Source organism: Stutzerimonas stutzeri SDM-LAC (assembly GCF_000235745.1).
Lineage (GTDB): Bacteria > Pseudomonadota > Gammaproteobacteria > Pseudomonadales > Pseudomonadaceae > Stutzerimonas > Stutzerimonas stutzeri_H.
Window position 1 is genome coordinate 1 of the sequence record NZ_AGSX01000053.1, and the last position, 20,935, is coordinate 20,935.

Annotated in this window: 19 protein-coding genes and 2 pseudogenes; 3 read left to right on the forward strand and 18 right to left on the reverse strand. The window is 58.8% G+C overall.

Annotated features, from left to right (window positions below; genetic code table 11):
• Window positions 1-22: 22 nt before the first annotated feature.
• From PSTU_RS0106225 to PSTU_RS21235, 12 genes are all read right to left on the reverse strand, one after another.
• Window positions 23-2,251: an esterase-like activity of phytase family protein gene (locus tag PSTU_RS0106225; RefSeq protein WP_019340179.1), complete on the reverse strand. Its 2,229-nt coding sequence runs from the start codon at window positions 2,249-2,251 to the stop codon at window positions 23-25.
• Between the two features lie 214 nt (window positions 2,252-2,465).
• Window positions 2,466-3,590: a PQQ-dependent sugar dehydrogenase gene (locus tag PSTU_RS0106230; RefSeq protein WP_019340180.1), complete on the reverse strand. Its 1,125-nt coding sequence runs from the start codon at window positions 3,588-3,590 to the stop codon at window positions 2,466-2,468.
• Between the two features lie 105 nt (window positions 3,591-3,695).
• Window positions 3,696-4,988, reverse strand: a complete 1,293-nt coding sequence (locus PSTU_RS0106235; RefSeq protein ID WP_019340181.1) for a PQQ-dependent sugar dehydrogenase — start codon at window positions 4,986-4,988, stop codon at window positions 3,696-3,698.
• On the reverse strand, window positions 4,985-5,434 hold the full coding sequence (locus PSTU_RS0106240; RefSeq protein ID WP_019340182.1) for a DUF2231 domain-containing protein: 450 nt from the start codon (window positions 5,432-5,434) through the stop codon (window positions 4,985-4,987). Before PSTU_RS0106240 ends, PSTU_RS0106235 begins: the two co-directional genes overlap by 4 nt.
• A 594-nt stretch (window positions 5,435-6,028) precedes the next feature.
• On the reverse strand, window positions 6,029-6,580 hold the full coding sequence (locus tag PSTU_RS0106250; protein ID WP_019340184.1) for a YdeI/OmpD-associated family protein: 552 nt from the start codon (window positions 6,578-6,580) through the stop codon (window positions 6,029-6,031).
• An 87-nt stretch (window positions 6,581-6,667) separates the two neighbouring features.
• Window positions 6,668-7,138: a hypothetical protein gene (locus tag PSTU_RS0106255; protein ID WP_019340185.1), complete on the reverse strand. Its 471-nt coding sequence runs from the start codon at window positions 7,136-7,138 to the stop codon at window positions 6,668-6,670.
• Window positions 7,139-7,240: 102 nt separating this feature from the next.
• Window positions 7,241-7,519, reverse strand: a complete 279-nt coding sequence (locus PSTU_RS0106260; RefSeq protein ID WP_019340186.1) for a hypothetical protein — start codon at window positions 7,517-7,519, stop codon at window positions 7,241-7,243.
• 114 nt (window positions 7,520-7,633) lie between these two features.
• Window positions 7,634-8,209, reverse strand: a complete 576-nt coding sequence (locus PSTU_RS21225) for a GIY-YIG nuclease family protein (RefSeq protein ID WP_080571182.1) — start codon at window positions 8,207-8,209, stop codon at window positions 7,634-7,636.
• 99 nt (window positions 8,210-8,308) lie between these two features.
• A complete protein-coding gene (locus PSTU_RS0106265; protein ID WP_019340187.1) occupies window positions 8,309-8,677 on the reverse strand; it encodes a bleomycin resistance protein in 369 nt (122 codons plus the stop codon).
• A gap of 97 nt (window positions 8,678-8,774) precedes the next feature.
• Window positions 8,775-9,077 carry a hypothetical protein gene (locus PSTU_RS21760; RefSeq protein WP_019340188.1) on the reverse strand — a complete coding sequence of 101 codons (303 nt, stop codon included), beginning with the start codon at window positions 9,075-9,077 and terminating at the stop codon, window positions 8,775-8,777.
• Window positions 9,078-9,169: 92 nt separating this feature from the next.
• The gene (locus tag PSTU_RS21230) at window positions 9,170-9,499 is read right to left on the reverse strand and encodes a DHCW motif cupin fold protein (protein ID WP_080571183.1); all 330 of its coding nucleotides are present in this window, start codon (window positions 9,497-9,499) and stop codon (window positions 9,170-9,172) included.
• A 71-nt stretch (window positions 9,500-9,570) separates the two neighbouring features.
• Window positions 9,571-10,062, reverse strand: coding sequence for a DUF6998 domain-containing protein (locus tag PSTU_RS21235; protein ID WP_080571184.1), 492 nt, complete (start codon window positions 10,060-10,062; stop codon window positions 9,571-9,573).
• Window positions 10,063-10,144: 82 nt separating this feature from the next.
• Here PSTU_RS21235 and PSTU_RS20525 point away from each other — a divergent pair.
• Window positions 10,145-11,070: pseudogene (locus tag PSTU_RS20525) on the forward strand (integron integrase).
• A gap of 182 nt (window positions 11,071-11,252) precedes the next feature.
• Here the strand turns inward: PSTU_RS20525 and PSTU_RS0106280 are convergent.
• Window positions 11,253-13,391, reverse strand: a complete 2,139-nt coding sequence (locus PSTU_RS0106280) for a TonB-dependent siderophore receptor (protein ID WP_019340189.1) — start codon at window positions 13,389-13,391, stop codon at window positions 11,253-11,255.
• 586 nt (window positions 13,392-13,977) lie between these two features.
• Window positions 13,978-14,346: pseudogene (locus tag PSTU_RS20530) on the reverse strand (hypothetical protein); the annotation flags it as partial.
• A 350-nt stretch (window positions 14,347-14,696) separates the two neighbouring features.
• Here PSTU_RS20530 and PSTU_RS0106290 point away from each other — a divergent pair.
• On the forward strand, window positions 14,697-16,109 hold the full coding sequence (locus tag PSTU_RS0106290) for an alanine/glycine:cation symporter family protein (RefSeq protein WP_019340191.1): 1,413 nt from the start codon (window positions 14,697-14,699) through the stop codon (window positions 16,107-16,109).
• A 54-nt stretch (window positions 16,110-16,163) separates the two neighbouring features.
• Here PSTU_RS0106290 and PSTU_RS0106295 read toward each other — a convergent pair whose 3' ends face one another.
• From PSTU_RS0106295 to PSTU_RS0106310, 4 genes are all read right to left on the reverse strand, one after another.
• Complete coding sequence (locus PSTU_RS0106295) at window positions 16,164-17,270, reverse strand: catalase family protein (protein ID WP_019340192.1); 1,107 nt, start codon at window positions 17,268-17,270, stop codon at window positions 16,164-16,166.
• Window positions 17,271-17,441: 171 nt separating this feature from the next.
• Window positions 17,442-17,900, reverse strand: coding sequence for a DUF2214 family protein (locus PSTU_RS0106300; protein ID WP_019340193.1), 459 nt, complete (start codon window positions 17,898-17,900; stop codon window positions 17,442-17,444).
• 17 nt (window positions 17,901-17,917) lie between these two features.
• Window positions 17,918-19,300, reverse strand: coding sequence for an MATE family efflux transporter (locus PSTU_RS0106305; RefSeq protein WP_019340194.1), 1,383 nt, complete (start codon window positions 19,298-19,300; stop codon window positions 17,918-17,920).
• A 178-nt stretch (window positions 19,301-19,478) separates the two neighbouring features.
• Window positions 19,479-19,772 carry a hypothetical protein gene (locus PSTU_RS0106310; protein WP_019340195.1) on the reverse strand — a complete coding sequence of 98 codons (294 nt, stop codon included), beginning with the start codon at window positions 19,770-19,772 and terminating at the stop codon, window positions 19,479-19,481.
• Between the two features lie 212 nt (window positions 19,773-19,984).
• On the opposite strand from PSTU_RS0106310, the gene PSTU_RS0106315 reads away from it, so the two are divergent.
• Window positions 19,985-20,920: an SdiA-regulated domain-containing protein gene (locus tag PSTU_RS0106315; protein WP_019340196.1), complete on the forward strand. Its 936-nt coding sequence runs from the start codon at window positions 19,985-19,987 to the stop codon at window positions 20,918-20,920.
• Window positions 20,921-20,935: the final 15 nt, after the last annotated feature.

The following is a 20,935-nucleotide window of genomic DNA, read 5'->3' on the forward strand; positions in this document are numbered from 1 at the left end:
GGTGATGCGGCTGGTGTCGCCCTCAGCGCTTGATCATTCCAAGCCGCATGAAGCGTGTCTCGCCGCTGGCGTCGTCCACGCCATCGTTGTCGGTGACGATGAACAGGCGGCCCTGCTTGTCCACGGCTGCTCCTTCTACCTTGTCCAGCACCCAGCCGCCGGTGTGCTTGAGGTCGGGCAGCAGGTCGCGCGCCAACTGCTTGCTCACAAGCGGGAAGCTTTGGCCCTCGGCAGCGGGCTGCATGCCGCTCAGGTCGATGCGGTACAGGCGCTTGATCTCGGCTGCCGGACCCTGCCGGTTGTCGCGTTCGATGACCAGAAACCGGCCATCGCCGATAGATGTGAGCTCGGACAGCCCGACCCAACCGCCTTCGGCAGCCGGGTCCAGCGGGTAGTGGTAGAAGCCCCATTCTCCGCTGCTCGGGTTGAACACGCCGATGCGGACCTTGCCGGCCGGGTCGCTCTTCCACTCCCGCTGAAAGGCGACGTACACGCGGGTGCTAGCGCCTTCGCCGACCACCGCAACGCCCTCGAAACCGTTGCTGGTGCCCTGTACCGCGACGTCTGTCGGCAGTGCATATTCCTCCAGCACTTCGCCCTTGGCATTGGCGCGGATCAGCAGGTTCGGTTTGGCCTTGCCGTTGCTTTCCGAGGCGAGCCAGAAGTCCCCGTTGGCGGCCTGGGCGATGCCTTCCAGATCGTAGTTGACGGTATTGCCGTCCTTGCGCAGTTCGGTCTGCGCGTCGATGACCGCAGGCGTTTTGCCCGTATCGATGTGGAAGATCCGCGAAGCCTTGTAGTAGCTGTCCGGGACGGCGTAGAGGCGGTTGTTTTGCGCACGGTCTGCGACCATCCCGCTGAGCGCGCCCCAGGGCATCAGCTGGCTGTCCGTGGAACGGATCTCAGGATAAGACGCTGTCTCGGCGCCGAATTGGTAGATCGAGATGGTCGAGCGATAGCCGTCCTCGGCCGAATCTTCTTCACTGCTGACCACCAGCAGATTGCGCGACGGGATAGGCAGCAGCCCCTCCGGCCCCATGCCGGTCGGCAGAATCTGATGCAGCACCGGCGCCCACGGACGCGCGACGTCGTATACGGCGACGGCATTGCCGCGCTCGCTGCCGACGAACAGAAAGTCTTGCTGGCGGAAGCTTCCCGAGGCGATGCCTTCTGGCTCGATGCCTTTGTTCTCCGAGCGGCTCTCAGGGTAATGGCCGGCACGGATCAAGGCGTGTTCGAGCAATGCGCCGGCTTCGTGCCAGACGCTGCCGTTGTAATCGAACAGGGTGAAGCTGCGGCTACCGCCTTCTTCACCGTTGGCATCTTCGTAGTCGCCTTCGTTGGCGGTCGCCAGCAGCGGGCCGACCCAGGCGATAGAATCCGGTTCGCGACGTTTGCCCTTGAGTACGCCAACCGGCTCGATACGGTCGTTTTCATCGGTGTCGACATTTTCCAGATCGACCTGGCCAGCGCTGAAATGGCGCAGCACGCGACCGCGACGCAGATCCACCAGCGCGATGTGGTTGTTTTCCTGCAAGGTCACGGCGGCAACATCCTGATCATTGATGCTGACGTACTCAGGCTCGGGATCGTTCGGCGCCACCTCGGCCAGGCCAGTCAGGCTGACGTCCCGTGTGCTCCAGCGCGAAGGCTGACCCTTGAGGTCGACGATGCGTAGAAAGCCCGCCGGCAGCTGCGGGATCAGCCCGTCGTTAAGCTCTTCGTCTCGCTCGTTCTCGATCGCCACTGCGGCGTAACGGCCCCGTGGGCTGATGGCGATGGAGTCGGGCTGACCGCCCATGGGCAGCGTGGCGACGCGTTTCGGTTGAGCAGGGTTGCGGATGTCGAACACCGCCAACACGCCGTCCGGCTGGGTGAAGCTCAGCGAGGTGTTCACGGCAACGAGCGCAAAGTGATGATGCACGGCGACCGAGGTCGGCTCGCCTTCGAGCTGCACGAAGCCCGCAGGCGTTGGCGACTTGGGGTCGCGAATATCGACCAGGCCAATCCGCTCGCCGGGGCTGTCGGTGTAGATCAGCGTCTGGCCGTCCCGGCTGACTGCGGTGATCTCCGCAACGGTCTGTTTGGTTGCATCTTCATCGGCGCCGAGGTTGCGGTACACCGGAAACGTCGCGATCCGCTCGAAGTAGTCTGCGGCACGCGAAGAAGCGGCCTCCACCGCCAACGGCAGCAGGGCCAGTGTCAACGCAGTGGATAGTGCGGTGCGGGTCAGGCGGGTCGGTGTTCTCATACGAGCCTCGGCGGTTGGCGATGGGGTTTAGCCGAAGCACGCTAGGCGGGGAATGTTACGAGGGTGTTACCGGAGGATTGGTTTGCGCAGGCCGCTGCATATCAAGCGCAAGTAGTGCTACCAACATGAGAAGCAACGGATTGGGCATTTTTACTGTCGGCGATTGGTTGGCCGGCTGGATGAGGCCACCCGAAGCGGTCGCGACAGATTGAACCTATTTCGGCATTAGCTCCAGCAAACGCCCGCCGTTCCCGCCCTCCAGCAGCCAGATACTGCCGTCCAGACCTTGTTCGACTTCGCGGATGCGCGCGTTCATGTCGTAGCGTGCGGTCTCGCTGGCGTCTTCACCGTTCAGGGTAACGCGCACCAGGGCTTCGCCGGACAGTGCGCCAAGCAGGGCGTTGCCTTTCCAATCGGCAAACCGCTCGCCACTGTAGATGAGCAGGCCAGCAGGGGAGATCACCGGCGTCCAGGAAACCTTCGGCGCTATGAATTCTGGGCGCGTATCGTGATCGGGAATCGGACGGCCGCCGTAGTGGTTGCCGTTGGAGACTACCGGATAACCGTAGTTGCCGCCTCTGCGGATCAGGTTGAACTCGTCGCCGCCTTCCGGACCCATCTCGTGTTCCCACAGGCGGCCCTGCGCGTCGAACGCAATGCCCAGCGGATTGCGGTGGCCGAGCGACCAGATCTGCGCCGTCACACCGCCTTTGTCGGCAAACGGATTGTCGGCCGGCACGCTGCCGTCCTCGTTCAGGCGTATCACTTTGCCGAGATTGGCGTCCATGTCCTGCGCCGGCGTGAATTTCTGCCGCTCGCCGGAAGTGATCCACAGCTTGCCGTCCGGGCCGAACGCGAGACGATGCCCGTAATGGCCTTTGCCGGAGACCTTGGGCGACTGTCGCCAGATTACTTTCTGGTCTGAAAGCGCGCCGCCATCGGCGCTTCGCTTGAGGATTGCACGGGCGACGGCGGCGCCCTGTTTGTCTCCCTCGCCATGCTCGGCATAGCTGAGGTAGATGACGTTGTTCTGAGCGAAATCGGGATGGAGGATGACGTCACCGAGCCCGCCCTGGCCGCCATAGGCCACCTCTGGCACGCCGGTGATCTCATGAACCGTTCCGGTCTTTACGTCGACGTGCTTGAGCGCACCGCGCTTTTCCGTGACCAGCGCCGTACCGTCCGGCAGAAAGGTCATGGCCCAGGGTTCGGAGAAGCTTGCTCGCGGCGTCACGCTGAACGGCCATTGGCTTCGTTCGACGGCTGTGGGTGCGGCGATGGCGAGCGAAACCGTACCGGCTGCGATGGCGCTGGCGATGTGCAAAGCGAGTCGTTTCATACCGTCCATTCTCCAAAATCAGGCCCCAACGCAACCGCGGTGGGGCCATACAAGTTGGGCTGGACCCCGCGCGGGGCGATCAGCCGGTGCGCCGATCGTTCGGACCTACTGCGTTCGGGTCACGCGCCATACGATGTTGGCCAAATCGTCAGCGACGATGAGTGCGCCACGCGGGTCGACCGTCACGCCCACCGGCCTGCCGTGCGTTCCTTCGGCGGTGCGAAACCCGGTCACGAAATCCACCGGTTCGCCCGATGGTTTTCCGTTCCTGAAGGGCACGAACACCACTTGATAACCGGACGGATCTTCGCGATTCCAGCTGCCGTGCTCGCCGACGAACACGCCTTCGGCAAATTTTTCACCCATGACTGGTGACGAGAAGTCCACGCCCAGCGCCGCCACGTGCGGGCCTAACGCGTAGTCAGGTTTGATCGCTTCAGCGACCAGGTCAGGGTTCTGTGGTCGCACGCGCTCGTCGACATGCTGGCCCCAGTAGCTATAGGGCCAGCCGTAGAAGCCACCTTCTTGTACCGAGGTGAGGTAGTCCGGAACCAGATTCGGACCGAGCTCGTCCCGCTCGTTCACCACCGCCCAGAGCTGATCCGTGCCGGGTCGTATCGTCAATGCCGTGGGGTTACGCAGCCCGGTTGCGTAGGGCTTGTGGGCGCCGGTTTCCGCGTCGATCTGCCAGATCATCGCGCGGTCAACCTCGGCCTCCATCCCGCGTTCGGTGATGTTGCTGTTCGAACCAATGCCAACATACAGGAAGCGCCCGTCCGGGCTCGCCGTTAGTGCCTTGGTCCAGTGATGGTTGATCCGGTAGGGCAGGTCGGTGACCTTCACCGGCTCGCCACTGGCCTCCGTCTGGCCTTCCTGATACTCGAAGCGCACCAACGCGTCCTGATTGGCAACGTACAGGTTGCCATTGGTCAGCGCCAGGCCATACGGCGCGTTGAGCCCGTCCGCGAAAACCTTCTGCAGTTCATACACGCCGTCACCATCGGCATCACGCAGCAAGGTCAGCCGATTGCCGCTTTTGACCGAGGTGGTGCCCTTGGATTTGATATAGCCGGCGATCACATCCTTCGGCCTGAGCTTGGGTGCATTGCCGCCACGACCTTCCGCTACGAGGATGTCTCCGTTCGGCAGGACCAGTGTTTGTCGTGGAATCTGCAGATCGGTGGCGATTGCACTTACCGTGAAACCCTCGGGCACCGTTGGCTTCTTGTCACCCCAGCCGACCGGGTCAGCAATCGTCATGCTCGGCAGCAGCCCACGCTGAGGCTCGTCGAGTTTCGGGTTCTCGCCTTTTACCAAGGCGATGTCCTGGTCCGCGCCGCCGCAGGCGCTCAAGAGCAGCGCCACCGTCAGGGCGCTCAGTGGGCCTGCGTAGTTCATGCTTCACCTCCCGAACGTAGATTGGTAAAGCCGATCCAGGTTGCCGCGCAGGCCAGGATGGTCACGATCACCGACAAGATCAGGCCCGATGGCATGCTCGCCCAGGCGTCCTTGGCATGGACGAGGGCGTTGAAAAAGCCCAGCACCCAGGCGGCCACTAGCAGTGCTAGATAAATCAGCGGTCGCCCTTTCTTATGGGTGGCTTTCACCAGGTTGACCAGTGCGAACAGGATCGCCAATCCGCAGAAAACCAGACCTCCCGCAACCAGCCAGGACGCAAAGTTGGTCCACTGAATTTCATAGGTTTGGAAGTAGGCGATGTCACTCAACAGGCCGCCAAGAAACAGCGGAACCGTCCCTGCGAGCGACGTTGCGTGAATCGGGTTGGGTACGTGTCGCGAGATGCTGTGTGTCGTGTGGTGCGTGCTGTGGGTGATAACGGTCACGGAGGCATCCTCATCACTGGGCGATCCAGGCCTGATGCACCGCGCGGATGCGCTTGCCGCCCGGATCGCTCTGACTGTGCATAAATGGGGATCGTGCCGTTGGGCGGTAAGTTCAGTTGTATCGACGAGGCGCTTGTTCTAGGGGAGTGGATGAGGTGGCATCAGCACAGCCACCCGAGCGCTTTGTATAGATTGCTGCGCCAACTGTTGGCGATGACCGTGGGTGGCCCGGATGAGCGCCGACCTCACGGGTGCGAATATTAGATTCTATCCATGCTTCGTCTCTGTCACCGGATGTAACTTCTAGCAGGGACGTTCTTTCTAATTATGTTCATATATAAGCGTCAGTCTTTGAGCGGGCATCTTGGTAGCGAAACCGGCATACGCTTGGCGATCAAAGACGGATTGCGTGCACGCCAGTTCATGCTGATGCCGCCCATGTACTCTAAAAAAGTGCGCGCGCGTTTCTTCAAGATTTCAATTATCTATATTGGTCGCTAACCCTTGGTTCAGGGGCGGGCTTTAGATAATTCCAGAAAACGAAACGAGCGGTCTGAACCACTTGTTAGGCGCATTCACGCAGTTCTACATTTATCAAACTTCTGCTTCGGGAGCACGGAAAGCCTTGCTGTAGTAGCCAGACTGATCGAAACAGCAGACATGTTTCTTACCGGAAGCAAGCATGTCGCAAGCATCACTGATTCGTTTTGCTCGTGTCTTAAGTTGCTTGGCTGAAGTTATCCAGTGTATCCAGTCTACTCGTGCGATGGTCGTCGTACTGTTCCAAACTTTAAGAGCTTCAGGAGTGGCTGCAAGCGCCTCCTGCAAATCTTGCGGGATGTCAGGCTCAGGTTCCTTTTTCACAGGGGCTAGCTCTAGCGCAACGATATCCCCAACGGCCGCGCCTGCGGCTTCGTGTAGTTCTCTACTTACCCGCAACCAATGGCTCAGTTGACCATCCGGCTCAAGTGTTGCCTGGAAATGGTGCCCATTGATTGTGCCCTCAACGGTCGTCCTTCCTCGCCTCGGAAGCCGTTCACTTGCCTCTCTCGGCAGTAATACGAACGCCCAGGACGTATCGTCGCCAGACTTAGCCGGATGAAGAAGCTTTGCTTCGAATCGGGATTTATTATCGATTACTGACATTGCGACTTCTCCAGTTAATACGCCTAATGTTTGGTTAAGGGGCAGGCCTTAGCCTGTCCCAGCGAATGCGGCGAAAGTTGTCATACGTTACCTTCCTGCTTCACCTGCCTCTAAAATTGGTAGCCCAGCCTCAGTCGGGATATAAATCCTCTCACCTTTGCCGTCTTGAAGGCCTTTAATCCAAATGTATCTGAGATACTCATCATTACCTTTTAAAGACTCGCCGATTATCCTATTTGATTCAGCTGCTGCTTTTGCACGCTCAATATCAGCTAAGCCTTCCGCTTTAGCGCGAACTACTTGGGCTTTGCCTTCGGCTTCTGCCAGCGTAACTCTTGCTTTAGCTTGCATTAATGATGCAGTTTCACTTGCCCGTGCTTCTTCGATAAGAATTTGTTTAGACCACTCGGCTTCCTTTAAAGCGGCCATTCCTTTCATTTCCATTCTATGTAAGTTGTACTTTGGCCAAGCCCATAGTGATAACGCAATTAATATAACGGTAATGAAGATAAGGAAAATCACTGACCCAAATGCTAGCGCTTGTCTATTTTGATACACCAAATTACTCCTTGTAATGTATGACGCTGGAGTTAAGCCGCGGCGCGTAGCACCATCGGCTTAACGACTTGTTATGGATGCGTATCGCCCGCACCCTTGAACCTAAAAATCAATGCCATCGATTTCACCTTTGAAAGGTTTGCTGATTACCCGTAGAAAACCAGCAATAGCCCTAAATGGAATGTCGATTATAAAGTCAAAAGCAGATGCCAAATCGTCAACGCTTCTACCCTTAGGCTTAACGTAATGTGCAAGCACAAAACAAACTATCGCTGCAATCAAAACAAATAGGCTGAAACCGGAAATGAACAGATCAACAGTCAAATACAGACCAAGGCAGAATAGAGCAACGGCAATAAACAATCTGATCGCGCCAATCATATTTCATCCCTTTTGAATCTGGCATTAATCGAGCATTCATAACGTTTGGTTAAGGGCGGGCTTTAGCCCGTCCCAGTGAGCGAAGCGAACGGTTTGAACCATTTGCTAGGCGAACTATTCACCTGTTGCAATATGCTTACGGTTAGCTGTTCGTGTTAGCCGACCTTCTTTCATTAGCAAACCAATAATGCTGTAGCTCAAATAGTCTTTTGAACCGCCGCCATAGTCTGACTGTAAGCCAAGGTATTTTGCTGCGTCCGAGTTTGAAATGCCGTGTGGGTTTGCCTTGGCTAGCTCCATTACGGCGGATTTCATAAGTTCAAAAGCCATTTGAGCTTTTTCATAACACCCGTCAGGAATGTTTGCTTTTATTTTTTGGCTGATGTTTTCTGTGTTTGGACGAACTTTATTTGTTAATAGTCCGCCCTGAGAGCGAATTCCGAACGCTGAAATTAACTCTGCTTCAATTTTTAAAGCTTGCTGCTCCGTTAAGTTATCAGCAATTATCGTGTGTATTACCTCATGTCCCGACGCTTTTATATGTTGAATTACCGAACTTTTTTCAGAGTCGTCAATTTTTGTATGATGTTCCCAAGCACGATTGCCCGTTCCTTTACCAATGTAGAAAGGCTTAGATGGCTTTTCTGTTGGGTCTTTAAGTGCATAAACGTAGAACGGATTTTGGGCCATGCTGGTTTGCCTAATGATTAAGCTAAGGGGTCGGATTTAGCCCGTCCCAGTGAGCGAAGCGAACGGCTTGAACCGCTTGAACCGCTTGTTATGTGTTGGCTAAGCAATTTCCTCGCCAAACCTGATTGCATTGCCATAAGGTTCATTTACCTGCATTTCTTTCATCCCCCACGACTGCTCAGTTAATTCATACCCAAACGGAGCCCCATTACTTTTAAACTCTTTGTACAGCTCGGTGATATTTGTAACTCGGATATAGCAGCTGCTTTGCATTGCAATTGTTTTGGCTTTTTCCTCACTTGGAGCCTGCCAAAATTGAATCTCAGCATTGCCTCTGCACAAAATGAGGTGCCCTTGCTCTGGGTACTTTTGAAGCACATTGAAGCCCAGCTTCGACTCAAAGAAATCAGCCGTTTTATTAATATCACCTGTCGGTAATTGTGGGACAGCTTTATTTAGTTCTGCCATATTCTCTGAGCTCCTTTAGACACATAACGTTTGGTTAAGGGGCGGGCTTTAGCCCAGTGAGCGAAGCGAACGACTTGAACCTAAAGTTAGGCAGGCGTTATAGCTGGGCATACCCTGTGTCGCTAAGCCAAGATAGCTGCTGTTTCCCTAACGTGTTGAGATGTCTGATTGCATCATTAAAAATTGGCAAACAAAGGTCTTCGACAGTTAGCTGGCATGCAATCCCATTCCGTTTGATTCGGAGGAACTGTGCGCTAGGTGAATCGTCAACATAGCTCCTAGCAATCAGTTCGACTTCGCCATCTAAAAAGTGAAAGAGATGATATTCGTAGCGCCACGCATAGAAACCGTTTTCGTCTTGTTCCGATGAATCAATGTGATGAGTGGTTTCAACGCGCATGTGGACCTCTAAAGCCTAACGTTTGGTTAAGGGGCAGGCTTTAGCCCGTCCCAGTGAGCGAAGCGAACGATTTGAACTGCAGGTTAGAAATTTCAATCAACCACAAAAAGCTTGGCACCCACCGTTGTGAACGAGCGGTGCGGTTCTGCTCCATCAGCCACTTGGTAACTCATTCCAGGAGTTAAGGTAAACCTGCGCCCATCAGGAAGTTCCGTGTGGAGTTCACCTTCTACGCATAAAAGGATATGACCTTTGGAACACCAATGGTCTGCGAGATAACCAGGCGTGTACTCAACCATGCGAACACGGATAACTCCAAACTGGCAGGTTCTCCAGTAAGCGATACCCGTCTCGCCATGATGCTCCGTCGCTTCAATATTCGACCAGTCGGTAGTTCCGAATGGTATTCCTCTAATTTCCATGGCGAGGCCTCTAGAATTTCTAACGTTTGGTTAAGGGGCGGGCTTTAGCCCGTCCCAACGAGCGAAGCGAGTTATTTGAGCCAGCTGTTAGAAATATTTAACTTGGCGCTGATGTTCACGACGCGACTATCAAGCAGTATTGCCCCGCGCATGTGTAAGATATGACCGTTGACATGGGTTCTGTAAGAACTGTATTCAGAAATTACTGCGTGCGGTATTAAGTATGCTTCGATGGGTTCATATGCTTCATTGAAAATTACAACAATGAGCTCGTCAAAGTCATTTTTGTCTAGGTTGCGTATGACGCCTAACTGCCTTGAGCGATTGCCTGCAGTTATACGGCGCGATTTTATTTGAATTTTCTTGCCATCGCTTGATTCTGCGTCGTGACCTGCTGCTGAGTTTTTTGCGAGAGTTAGATTGAAAGCAGACGAAACCAACCATTCGGCGTAATCCCCGACTGGATTATTTTTTGTTCTGAGTACGCCGCGATTCTTAAGCTCATCAATTGCTGCAGCGTGAAGCTTAAGCAATTCAGGTATTGATAGGTTGGCTAGATCCATGTTGTTAAATACTTCTAACTATAATTAGACACCATTTGGTGTATAAGGCGCCGGACGGGCGTGGTGTCAGGTCCGGGACCAGATCCGGCTGAAACACTACTCGATCAGAACTGAGCGTGTCTATTGCGAGTGGGTGAAACGCTATATCCGGTTTCACAAATATCGACATCCACTTGAAATGGGCGCAGCTGAAGTTGAGGCGTTTCTTTCGGATTTGGTTGTGCGCCGTGATGTATCCGCTTCGACGCAGAATCAGGCCCTGGCTGCGTTGTTGTTTCTTTATAAGCAGGTACTCAAGCAGGAGTTACCCTGGCTTGGCGAGGTGGTGCGTGCAAAAAAAAGCCTGCTCGGCTGCCAGTGGTGCTTTCTATCGACGAAGTGCAAAGGATTCTCCACCGACTGGATGGCGACGTCGGGTTGATAGCGCGACTGCTATATGGTGGTGGCCTGCGGTTGATGGAAGGAGTACGGCTCAGGGTCGAGGACGTTGATTTCTCGCGCAACGAGATCATCATCCGTGACGGTAAAGGCCAGAAGGATCGCGTCACCGTCATGCCGGCAAGCCTTGTGCTGCCGCTCAAACAACACATCGCGCTCGTACGGGCCGTTCACCAGCGCGAGGTCGCTGCAGGGCGGGGTGATGTCTACCTGCCTGACGCCTTGGCTCGTAAATATCCCAACGCGCCATGGGCATGGGCTTGGCAGTATGTCTTCCCTGCGGCAGGCCTGTCAGTGGATCCGCGCAGTGGCTCAGAGCGTCGTCATCATCTGGATGAAAAGCGGGTGCATAGGGCTTTCAAACGTGCAGTAGCGCAATCCGGCATCGCCAAGTTGGCCACCCCGCATACGCTGCGGCATAGCTTCGCAACTCATCTGCTGGAAAGCGGACAAGATATTCGCACCGTCCAGGAGTTGCTGGGTCATGCAGACGTGAAGACAACCATGATCTACACCGACGTGCTAAACCGCGGCGGCTTGGCGGTGTTGAGTCCGTTGGATCGTTTGTAGTTTGCGGAGAGGGATGCGACCGTCCGGCTAAAAGTCCGCAAGTGCGGTCGCGGAAGGGCGCGCCGTCTCAAAACGCCAGGACGAACCTGCGGAATCTTTGTAAAAGAAGCTGTAACGGTGGGTGATGCCGCGCCCTGAGCGATGGCCAAACCATCAACCCAGGGCATGAAAGCAATAGCCGATTAAAGCTCGATTGATACCCCGGCCTGCAGCGTTCGCGGGGCGCCCGGGTAGGCCCAGATGTTCCAGGCACGCTCGTCGTACTCTTCGTCGAACACGTTGTCGAGATTGAGGTTGAGGCGAATGCGGTCGGTGAGGGGGTAGTAGGCCAACAGATCGACCACCGTGTAGGCACCCATGTCGTAGGCAGTGTTCGAGGTGCTGCCCTTGCGTGAACTGACGTACTTCACGCCAACCCCAAGGCCCAGCCCGTCCAGCGCACCGTTGTCGAACTCGTAGGTGTCGAGCAGGTTGAAGCTGTGCTCAGGTACGTTCGCGAGGCGGGTTCCCACCGGCACGGCGGCGCTGTTGCTTTCGGTGATTTCGGCGTCAACGTAGGCATAGCCGCCGATCACGCGCCATTGCGGGGTGATGTTGCCGGCGACGCTGAGCTCGAAGCCTTGGCTGCGGACCTCGCCTGCGGCAACCTGGAAGGCCTGGGAGCCAAGGTTTGCCGGATCGGCTGTCAGCACGTTTTCCTTGGTGATGTGGAACAGAGCAGCCGTCACGCTCAGGTTGTGTTCGGGCAGGTCGTACTTGATGCCGGTCTCGTAGGCGACGCCTTCTTCCGGGTCGAACGCCTGGCTGCTGCGGTCGGCGCCGCGGTTGGGCTTGAACGAACGGGAGGCGTTGGCGTAAACGGCCAACGCTTCGGTCAGGTCGTAGATTGCGCCGATGCGCGGCGACACGGCGTTATGCGCTTGCTCCCAGCTACCAGCAGCCGAAAGCTTGTTGATGTAGTTCTGCTCGAAGCGTTCCAGGCGCGCACCGAGTTGCAGGGTGAAACGGTCGGTCAGCTCGACCTGATCCTGCATATAGAAGGCATAGGATTTCAGGTCTTCATCGTCCCAATATTTTGTGCCGACAATCGCCGGGAGTGGCTGGCCATAGACCGGCTCGTACATGTCGATGGGGAAGTCGCCCACGCCACCTGCGGAACGGTCGATACGGGAGTTGTAGTTGAAGTCGTCGTACTCGATTCCGGTCAGCAGGGTATGCATGAAGCCCAGAGCGCTGAAGCGGCCTTCGAGGTTGGCCTGAACGGCCGTATCGTTCCATTCCAGTCGTCGTTCGCTGTAATTACGCCCCACGGTGCGGCCGTCAGCGGCCAGGCCGTTGTTTTCCACAGCGCCACCCTCCAGGCTGCCGTCGAGGTATTGCACGCCGCCGCGCAGGGTCCATTGGTCATCCAGCAGGTGCTCGATGCGCAGCTGGGTCATGGCGTTTTTGTTCGTGAACTTGCCGGCGCTTTCTTCCCCGAGGAAGCGATCACGTGGCAGCTGGCCTTGCTGGTCGGCGTAGCGCGTCACGCCGCGGTCGAGCGGGTGACGGTTGTGGATGTAGTCGCCTTCCAGAATGATCGCGGTGGCGTCGCTCAGGTCCCAGCGCAGCACAGGGGCAACGTTGTAGCGTTCGCTTTCGACATGATCGCGAAAGCTGTCAGCGCCTTCAGCCACCAGGTTGAGCCGATAGGTGAATTCGGCCTGCTCGTCCAGCGCGCCGGTGGTATCCAGCGTGCCACGGTGCAGGCCCTCGGTATTGAACTGAGTACCCAGCACCGTGCGGCGCTTGGCCTGCGGTTGCTTGCTGACGATGTTGAAGGTGCCGCCCGGGTCGCCGCGCCCATACAACATCGAAGCCGGGCCGCGCAGGACCTCGATTCGCTCGATAGTCGCGGCGTCCGGCATGTTGGGGTAGCCGCGGTTGATGGCGAACCCGTTGCGGTAGAACTCCTGGGAGCTGAAGCCGCGTACCAGGAACTCGGTCAGACCCTGGCCACCGAAGTTGTTGCCGCGCTCGACGCCGCCGGCGTAGTCCAGCGCATCCTCGAGACGGGTGGCACCGATGTCTTCCACGACCTGTCCCGGCACCACGCTAATCGACTGCGGAATTTCATGGATGGGTGTGTCGGTACGCGTTGCGCTGGCGGAGCGCGTAGCGCGATAGCCGTCCACCGGGCCGTCGGCGCGTTCGGCTTGCGAGGCGGTGATCTCCATTTGTTCGAGGGCAATGGGGCTCCCGGTAGATCCCGTTTGTTCGGCAGCGTAGGCGGTAGCGGCGAGCGCCTGTAGTGACAGCACAGGCACGAGAAGTCGACGCATTGCGGCAGTTCCTTTTGAAGGCTTCGAGCGGAGGGGCGCAGATGCTATAGATGTTGATAACTATTATCAATTGTGTTGTTTGGACTGTATACCTAATTGGACGGTCTTCCGTAATCGATAGCCATTGCGGTACCGCTCAGCGTCGCGATGGTGCTGAGCAGGTCTTGTCGACGCGGACAATGCGGGGCCGGTTGGATGATCAGCGAGCCCGGCCGACTCGGCTGATTAGCAGAGCGCGGGCCAGTCGGCATGCTCGCGGACAGGACGAACAGCCCAGTTATCAGCGAGCAACGTTGCGCGTCGAATGAGGCGAGTTTGGCTGCCTACTGAGAGATCACAGCCAGAGGCCTTCGTGTTATCGAGCTTCCCGCCCGGCGCTGATTTGCCGCGAGCATGCATCACTCATGTCAGGCGCATCGCAACGGCCATTCACGGATCAGCGATCCCGGTTCGCACCCTCGCGGGACCGCGTCGAGTCGCCTGGCGTTTGGGTGCCGGTCATGGTCGAGGATTGGTCATGGGGTTGGGTGTCGTCCGTGGGCTCGGCTTCAGGCTCGCTGGGCGGTACGACTGTTGGCGTTCCGATGCTCTGTGAGGCGCCACGGCAGGTCAGCTCGGCGAAAGGTTCGTCCGGCGAGTACTCGCCTGGCACCCGCTCTACTCGCTGAGTGTTGGGATTCACAGTGAAAACGGGCGGCGCGGAGGTGTCCGCACGCGCATCGTCGGGCACGCGAAATTCGCAGGTTACGGTGTCACCGGTGTTGTTCATCACCTTCACCGCCCGAATCCCCACCAGTTCGCCGCCCGCCTCGGTGGTCGAGGTCGGCACGCCCATGGCGCTGACGTCGATATCCAGGCCGTTCAGGTGGGTGATCACGTCGGGCTTGGGCGTCTGGGCAAGCGCAACGGGTGCGCAGAGGGCTAAGCCTAGGGTGGCGAGCAATGCCTTGGTCATGGATACCTCCTCGAGTCGATGACTGCTTAGAAGGGTTCGAGGGGTGAGGGTTCGGTCTGCGCTCCGATTTGCTTGAACCTTGCTTCGTATCCAGCGGGTGAGCGCTACTTTTGCTGCTTCAGATTGCGTGCATAAACGGCTTTCCCCCCATGGAAGCCGTGCATTGGGCCTCCAGCTCGAGGCGGCGCTGTAGCGTCTGCGGTGATGGGCTTTGCTGTTGCGGTTGAACCCTCGCGGCCGAGCCGGTTCCGACTTTGCGTCAAGGCCGCTCGACGCGCTCTGGCTGGTGCTTGCCGGCATAGCGACTAGAGTAAGCCGTACCCCTTACGTTCCCACGAAAAGGCGCCTTCATGACTCCCATCGTCGACTTTCTCAATACCATCTTCTGGGGCTACATCCTGATCTATGGGCTGCTTGCGGTCGGTGTGTTCTTCACCATCCGCCTGGGCTTCCTGCAGTTTGTGCATTTTGGCGAGATGGTTCGGGCGATCAGAGGCGCGCGACAAAGCGATGCGTCGGGTATCTCGCCGTTCCAGGCGTTGTGTACCAGCCTCGCGTCGCGGGTAGGTACCGGCAACCTGGCCGGGGTCGCGGTTGCGCTGTACCTGGGCGGAGCCGGGGCGATCTTCTGGATGTGGGTGGTGGCGCTGGTTGGCATGGCCACGGCCTATGCAGAAAGCACGCTCGCGCAGCTGTACAAGGTGCGTGACGGGGAAGGCCAGTACCGTGGCGGCCCTGCTTTTTACATTGCCAATGGCTTGAAGGCGCCGTGGGCCGGCGGGGTGTTCTCCGTAGCGCTGATCATCTCGTTCGGGCTGGTGTTCAACGCGGTGCAGGCCAACTCCATCGCCGATGCCATGGAGGGCGCGTTCGGCGTCCCGAAACTCTGGGTTGGTATCGCTATCGCCATTCTCGCCGGGCTGGTGATTTTTGGCGGGCTGCGTTCCATCGCGCGTTTCGCCGAACTGGTGGTGCCGTTGATGGCGGGCCTGTACGTATTGATGGCGCTCATCGTGCTGGTGATGAACATCACCGAGGTGCCGGACGTGCTGATGACCATCATCCGCAGTGCCTTCGGGCTCGAGGAAGCTGCGGGCGGCGTCGCCGGCTCGGTGACTGCGGCGATGCTCAATGGCATCAAGCGCGGCTTGTTTTCCAACGAGGCAGGCATGGGCTCGGCGCCCAACGTGGCGGCGACCGCAACGCCTGCGCCGCACCATCCATCCTCTCAAGGGCTGGTGCAGGCGATGGGCGTATTCATCGACACCATCGTCATCTGCACCGCCACCGCCGTGATGATCTTGCTATCGGGCGTGCTGGAACCCGGTTCGGGTGTGACCGGCACGCAACTCACCCAGCAAGCGATGGAAAGCCACATCGGCGTTGCCGGAACCTACTTCATCGCTATCGCCATCTTGTTTTTCGCCTTTACCTCGATTGTCGCCAACTACGCCTATGCGGAGAACGCGCTGATCTTCCTTGGCGCCGGTAACAAGCTCGGGCTGACCCTGCTGCGCCTGGCCGCACTGGGCATGGTGATCTGGGGCGCTTACGAGGCGGTCACGACCGTATTCAACGCGGCGGACGCGTCCATGGGGTTGATGGCGACGATCAACCTGATCGCGATCACGCTGCTCTCCGGCACGGTGGTGAAGCTGACCAAGGACTACATGGGGCAGCTCAAGGCTGGCGAGGTGCCTACGTTCAAGGCCGCGGACTACCCGGAGCTGAAAGCGAAGATCAACAACAACATCTGGCGCTGATGCTAAAACGCCCCGGCAATGGTGCCGGGGCGTCGTGCTTTTGGGCTCGAAGGGTCAGCTCGGTAGTCGATCCAGCGTCTGCGGCTCATGCATCGGGCAACCGTTGTGACGGGCGCGGAACTCCGCTGACATCTCATAGGCCGGCTTGCGCGAACGCATGATGCCGCCGAGCGGGCGATGCGCGGCGAGGCCATGCCAGGGGCTGAAAGACATCTGGTCATCGACTACCGCTGCGCGGGCTTCGCTCCAGGCGGATTGCGGCTGCACCTCGATCCGCGCAACGGTGACATAGGGGCTGAGGGCTGCCGGCCAGACCACGCTGGCGTCCTCGATGGGCATCTTGTCGATGTCGGTGGCCAGCTGAACGCGCAGCTCCCAGGTGCCACCGTGCTGAGTGAAGTGGTGGTTGATCGCTTCGCGCAAGCCGTTCGGCTTGTCCTTCAGGTCGACGTTCTGGTCGGTCAGCGCCTTTAATTCCGGCGAGACGGGCACCAGCGAGAGCTTGGCGAAGTAGCGGCCGTAGAGCAGCGGTACCACGCTGTAATAGGTCTCCCCGAGCAAGTTCGTGGTGGGATGGCCGCCCATGCCCTTGAGCGTCGCACTTTCGCCGCTGGCTTTTTCCAGCAGACTCTCGGCACCGCGTAAGGCGGCAGACAACGCCTGCTTGGCGCGCGGCGCACGGTCGGTGGTCTTGGCAATCAGCTTCACCGACTTGAGGAAGTCCTTGGGTGTCGGCGCCAAGAATGCCGGCGCGTTGACCATGACGAAATCCTGGGTGACCTGGCCGTCGCTGTTGGGCAGGCGTTCGCCTTCGACGCCGATGAGTTTGATCGCCAGCCCGCGCGGGGTTGAGACCTTGTCATCGAGAATGTCACCCGGATTGGTTGAAAACCGCATCACCACCGGCATCCGTCCGGGCTTGGCAAACGCGCCCTGTGCCAGCTCCGCGGGCAGGTCTGGCAGCACCTCGATTTCGCCCTGCAACAAGCCGTGGCTCTTGGCATGCACGCTGCGAACGGCATGGCCACTGTCGGCAAAGGTCGTCTCGGCGATCTCGCGCATCGCCTGGATCAAGCCGGAAATGGTCTCGGACTCGTCGTCAGGCACCTGCTCGAAGGCGGGCTCGAAAGGAATGGGCGCTATGGTCAGGCGATCGGTCATCGGCTCGGCTCCGTCGGTGGCTGCGCGGACTTATGAGACTGCTACGCCGCTGTCTGTAGTCGACAGCCAAGGGCTGGAATCGTTTTCCAGGAATGAGGCTGCCGCCAGGGGGCGGGTTTGCAGAGCAGGCCACACGCCGGGATTGCCCAGGCGGCTCTGGCTCCCGCAGGCTTACCGCGGAATCACACCGATCCCGCGCGCCATAAACGTCGCCAGCAGAGGGATCAGCAGTAGGGCGAGCAGCTCGATGCGGATCACTATCTTCACCCAGCGTGCAGCTGAAGGTGTGATCGACGGAACCTGACCCGCTTTCAATGCCGGGCGCCACTTTAAAAAGGTCACGGTGGGGTAGATCGACAGCAGCGCGACGGCGACGAACAAGCCGACCTTGGCGTGAAAAAAGCTGTTGTTGAGGTAATAGTCCAACCCTTTTCCATAGCGCATCGCCCGCGCAGCGCCGGTCACCAGCACCAGCCCGGCCGCGATCCCAAAGGCCAGATCCACGCGAAACAGGCTGCGGGCGCGCTGGAAGTTCAGCGGCAGGCGAAATAGCTGATGCTCGAGCACCAGTAGGGAGAACAGCAGGAAGATCGCCACGAAGTGCAGGTAGGCGGCGACGGCATAGGCCATTTCTCAAGATCCTTTGGTCAGGTTTTTTGCGGTGTGGTCATGACAGCTGGCGCCGCATGGGTCGAGGTGAACCATTGCCCTTGGCGTTGCAGGCGGTTGGCGATACTTCCCAGGCACAGGCCGCGCAGGAGCATGAAGGCGAGGAAGGCCAACCACAATCCGTGATTGCCCATCCCGCGCAACAGCCAGCCCAATGGTAGCGAAATCAGCACGGCCAGCAGCATCGCGTTGCGCATTTCCCGCGCGCGGGTGGCACCGATGAACAGGCCATCGAGCAGATAGCTCCAGACGGCCACCAGCGGCAGCGCCGCCAGATAAGGCAGATAGGTGATAGCCGTTTCGCGTACCGCCGGGATGTCGGTTTGAAGACCGATGAACAGCTCTCCGCCGAGCAGGAAGAACAGGCCGAAGGCAAGGCTGGCGAGCAGTGACCAGCCGCCGGCGACCGTCAGGATACGGCGCAGCTCGGTGCGGTTCCGCGCACCGATGGCATGACCGCTCAAGGCTTCCACCGCATGAGCCAGTCCATCCAGTGCGTGGGCGGTGAGCATCAGTCCATTGAGCAGCAGCGCGTTGGCAGCGACCGTGGCATCACCCAGTCGCGTGCCTTGCACCGTGACCAGAAAGAACACCAGTTGCAGCGCCAGCGAGCGCAGGAAAATATCCCGGTTGACCGACATCAGCGGACGCCAGCTCGCCCACAGGCGCAGCGCGCGGTGGTCCAGACGGCCGGCGTAACGCAACAGCGCGCCGCGTGTCAGCGCCAGGCCGACCAGGACGCCACTCCATTCGGCAATCACCGAGGCGCGCGCGGCGCCGCCCAAACCCCACTCCAGACCGATGACGAACCACAGGTCCAGCGCGACGTTGATCAGATTCGTCGTCAGCAGGATCGCCAATGGCGCACGAGCGTTCTGCGTCCCTAGAAACCAGCCAATCAAGGCTAGATTCGCCAGGGCGGCGGGCAGGCCGAACAGACGCGTATGGAAGTAGCTTTCGGTAAGCGCATCGAGTTCCGCCGAGGGTTGCATCAGCTGCAATGCGTAGCCCTTGAGCGGCAATGCGACGAGGCTCAGCAACAGGGCGAAGGCGAGCGCCAACAGCAGCCCTTGTAGCAGCACCTGGCGCAGCGCACCGCCATCTTCGCGTCCGGCCGCTTGCGCCGCGAAACCGGTGGTGCCCATGCGCAGAAAGCCCATGACCCAGACCAACAGGGTGTAAAGGCTGCCGCCCACTGCGACCGAGGCCAGTTGATGGGCATGCGGCAGATGACCGATCACCGCGCTGTCGACCAGGGCCACCAGCGGCACGGACAGATTGGACAGGATCATTGGCGCAGCGAGCGCCCAAACCCGTTTATGGGTGGGGGCGTGCCGCCAGGCGGTCATCAGGCGAGACATGAGGGCTCCAGAGCAGCCGGACATGATACGTCGTAACGCAAGCGATCAGCGAGGGACCCAGGAGGAAGCGGTGCTCGAGGCGGCAGAGGTGGGGCCGCAAATACTTAACACCGGTGCTGGAAGCATTCGACGCCCGCCGCTTGCCCAGTGTCAGGCTTATATTTCCAGAATTCAGCGCCTAGTGAATCAGCCAGCTCAGCAACCAGAGCCCCAGAAACAGATAGATCACCCCGGCGATGAACGAGCGACGGAAGAACGCGCGGAAGGCACCGACCAGCAGCATCAGGCCGATCGCCAAGGCAATCAGGCTGATCAGCGAGCGGTCCATACCCAAGGTGCGCGACAGGCCCTCGAGAAAGTTGGCACCGGCATCGGCAAACAATCCGAAGAAGCCGCTCAACGCATCGACGATGTAACGGATCACCGTGCCGAGCGCCTGGCCCAACCATTCGAAAAAGCTTTCCACCTGCATGCTGCGCTCCTGCCAAACGATCCGCGGCCGCAAGCGCAGCCGTTCCCTGGTCCATTGGGCTGCCAATCCGCCCGGCAGTTCCCAGCCTTGCGATTGAACCGCGGTCGCGAGGCCAGGTCAGTAGCAGGCTGATCGTCGCCACCGCGCGCACCGTCATGCAATTGCAATCCTTCCCGGTCAGGCTAGCTAGCCTCCCCAACGAGAAAAAGACGATGCCGACTGCTACCAGTACCCGCCTGCGTTGGTTGCCTCAGGTCCGCCCGCAGGTCTGGGGGTTCGGAATGCTGGCTGCCGGTGCGCTGTATGCCGCCGCGACTTTTCACCTCGATGAACGGGTGTTCTATTCGCTGCAATCGGCCTGGCAAGAGAGCAGCCTCCAGACCCGCAGCCTGTGGTTGCCGGAGTATCAGGTGCGGATCGAGGCGAAACCGGTGGCGACCGTCGCCAACAATCTGTCCGGCTTGACCTTCGATGAGTGGCGCAACCAGCTTTGGGCCGTGGTGAACAACCCGGAGGAGCTCGTCGCCCTGGACCTCAATGGCGAATTCATCGCCCGTTATCCGCTCAAGGGTTTCATCGATGTCGAGGCGGTCACTTACCTGGGCGACAACCTGTTGGCAGTCGCCGAGGAACGCAGCCAGTCGATTGTGATCCTGCCGGTCCCCACAAGCCCTGGTGAGCTGGTACGGGAGGATTACGCAACGGTATCGCTGTCGATGGGGGCGTCGGATAACGCGGGCTTCGAGGGGCTGGGCTACGATCGCGCCGGCGACCGGCTGTTTGTGGTGAAAGAACATTCGCCGCGCAAGCTCTATGAGATTCAGGGCATCAAGGCCAGCCTCAACGGGCAGCTGAACCTCAAGGTCATCGACCGCGAAGCCTGGATCGAAGACAAGGACATGGCCAGCGACCTGGCTTCGGTGCATTTCGACGAGCGCACCGGCCATCTGGTGCTGCTCAGTGACGAAGCGAAGATGATGCTAGAACTCGACAGCCGGGGTGAGATGGTCAGCTTTCGGTCGCTATGGAGCGGCTTCGCCGGCCTCGATAAAAGCATGCCTCAGGCCGAAGGCATGACCTTCGACGAGCGCGGCGACCTTTATCTGGTCAGCGAGCCCAACCTGTTCTACGCCTTTGAGCGCGAGTAGCCGCTCGCGGCCCGT

Bases quoted from the DNA above. Each gene is read 5' to 3' on its own strand.
- PSTU_RS21230 (WP_080571183.1), bottom strand. From the start codon at position 9,499: ATGGAAATTAGAGGAATACCATTCGGAACTACCGACTGGTCGAATATT.
- PSTU_RS0106295 (WP_019340192.1), bottom strand. From the start codon at position 17,270: ATGACCGATCGCCTGACCATAGCGCCCATTCCTTTCGAGCCCGCCTTC.
- PSTU_RS0106250 (WP_019340184.1), bottom strand. From the start codon at position 6,580: ATGTCAGTAATCGATAATAAATCCCGATTCGAAGCAAAGCTTCTTCAT.
- PSTU_RS21760 (WP_019340188.1), bottom strand. From the start codon at position 9,077: ATGCGCGTTGAAACCACTCATCACATTGATTCATCGGAACAAGACGAA.
- PSTU_RS0106235 (WP_019340181.1), bottom strand. From the start codon at position 4,988: ATGAACTACGCAGGCCCACTGAGCGCCCTGACGGTGGCGCTGCTCTTG.
- PSTU_RS0106305 (WP_019340194.1), bottom strand. From the start codon at position 19,300: ATGTCTCGCCTGATGACCGCCTGGCGGCACGCCCCCACCCATAAACGG.
- PSTU_RS0106260 (WP_019340186.1), bottom strand. From the start codon at position 7,519: ATGATTGGCGCGATCAGATTGTTTATTGCCGTTGCTCTATTCTGCCTT.
- PSTU_RS0106300 (WP_019340193.1), bottom strand. From the start codon at position 17,900: ATGGCCTATGCCGTCGCCGCCTACCTGCACTTCGTGGCGATCTTCCTG.
- PSTU_RS0106310 (WP_019340195.1), bottom strand. From the start codon at position 19,772: ATGCAGGTGGAAAGCTTTTTCGAATGGTTGGGCCAGGCGCTCGGCACG.
- PSTU_RS0106290 (WP_019340191.1), top strand. From the start codon at position 14,697: ATGACTCCCATCGTCGACTTTCTCAATACCATCTTCTGGGGCTACATC.
- PSTU_RS0106280 (WP_019340189.1), bottom strand. From the start codon at position 13,391: ATGCGTCGACTTCTCGTGCCTGTGCTGTCACTACAGGCGCTCGCCGCT.
- PSTU_RS0106265 (WP_019340187.1), bottom strand. From the start codon at position 8,677: ATGGCAGAACTAAATAAAGCTGTCCCACAATTACCGACAGGTGATATT.
- PSTU_RS0106230 (WP_019340180.1), bottom strand. From the start codon at position 3,590: ATGAAACGACTCGCTTTGCACATCGCCAGCGCCATCGCAGCCGGTACG.
- PSTU_RS0106315 (WP_019340196.1), top strand. From the start codon at position 19,985: ATGCCGACTGCTACCAGTACCCGCCTGCGTTGGTTGCCTCAGGTCCGC.
- PSTU_RS0106225 (WP_019340179.1), bottom strand. From the start codon at position 2,251: ATGAGAACACCGACCCGCCTGACCCGCACCGCACTATCCACTGCGTTG.
- PSTU_RS21235 (WP_080571184.1), bottom strand. From the start codon at position 10,062: ATGGATCTAGCCAACCTATCAATACCTGAATTGCTTAAGCTTCACGCT.
- PSTU_RS21225 (WP_080571182.1), bottom strand. From the start codon at position 8,209: ATGGCCCAAAATCCGTTCTACGTTTATGCACTTAAAGACCCAACAGAA.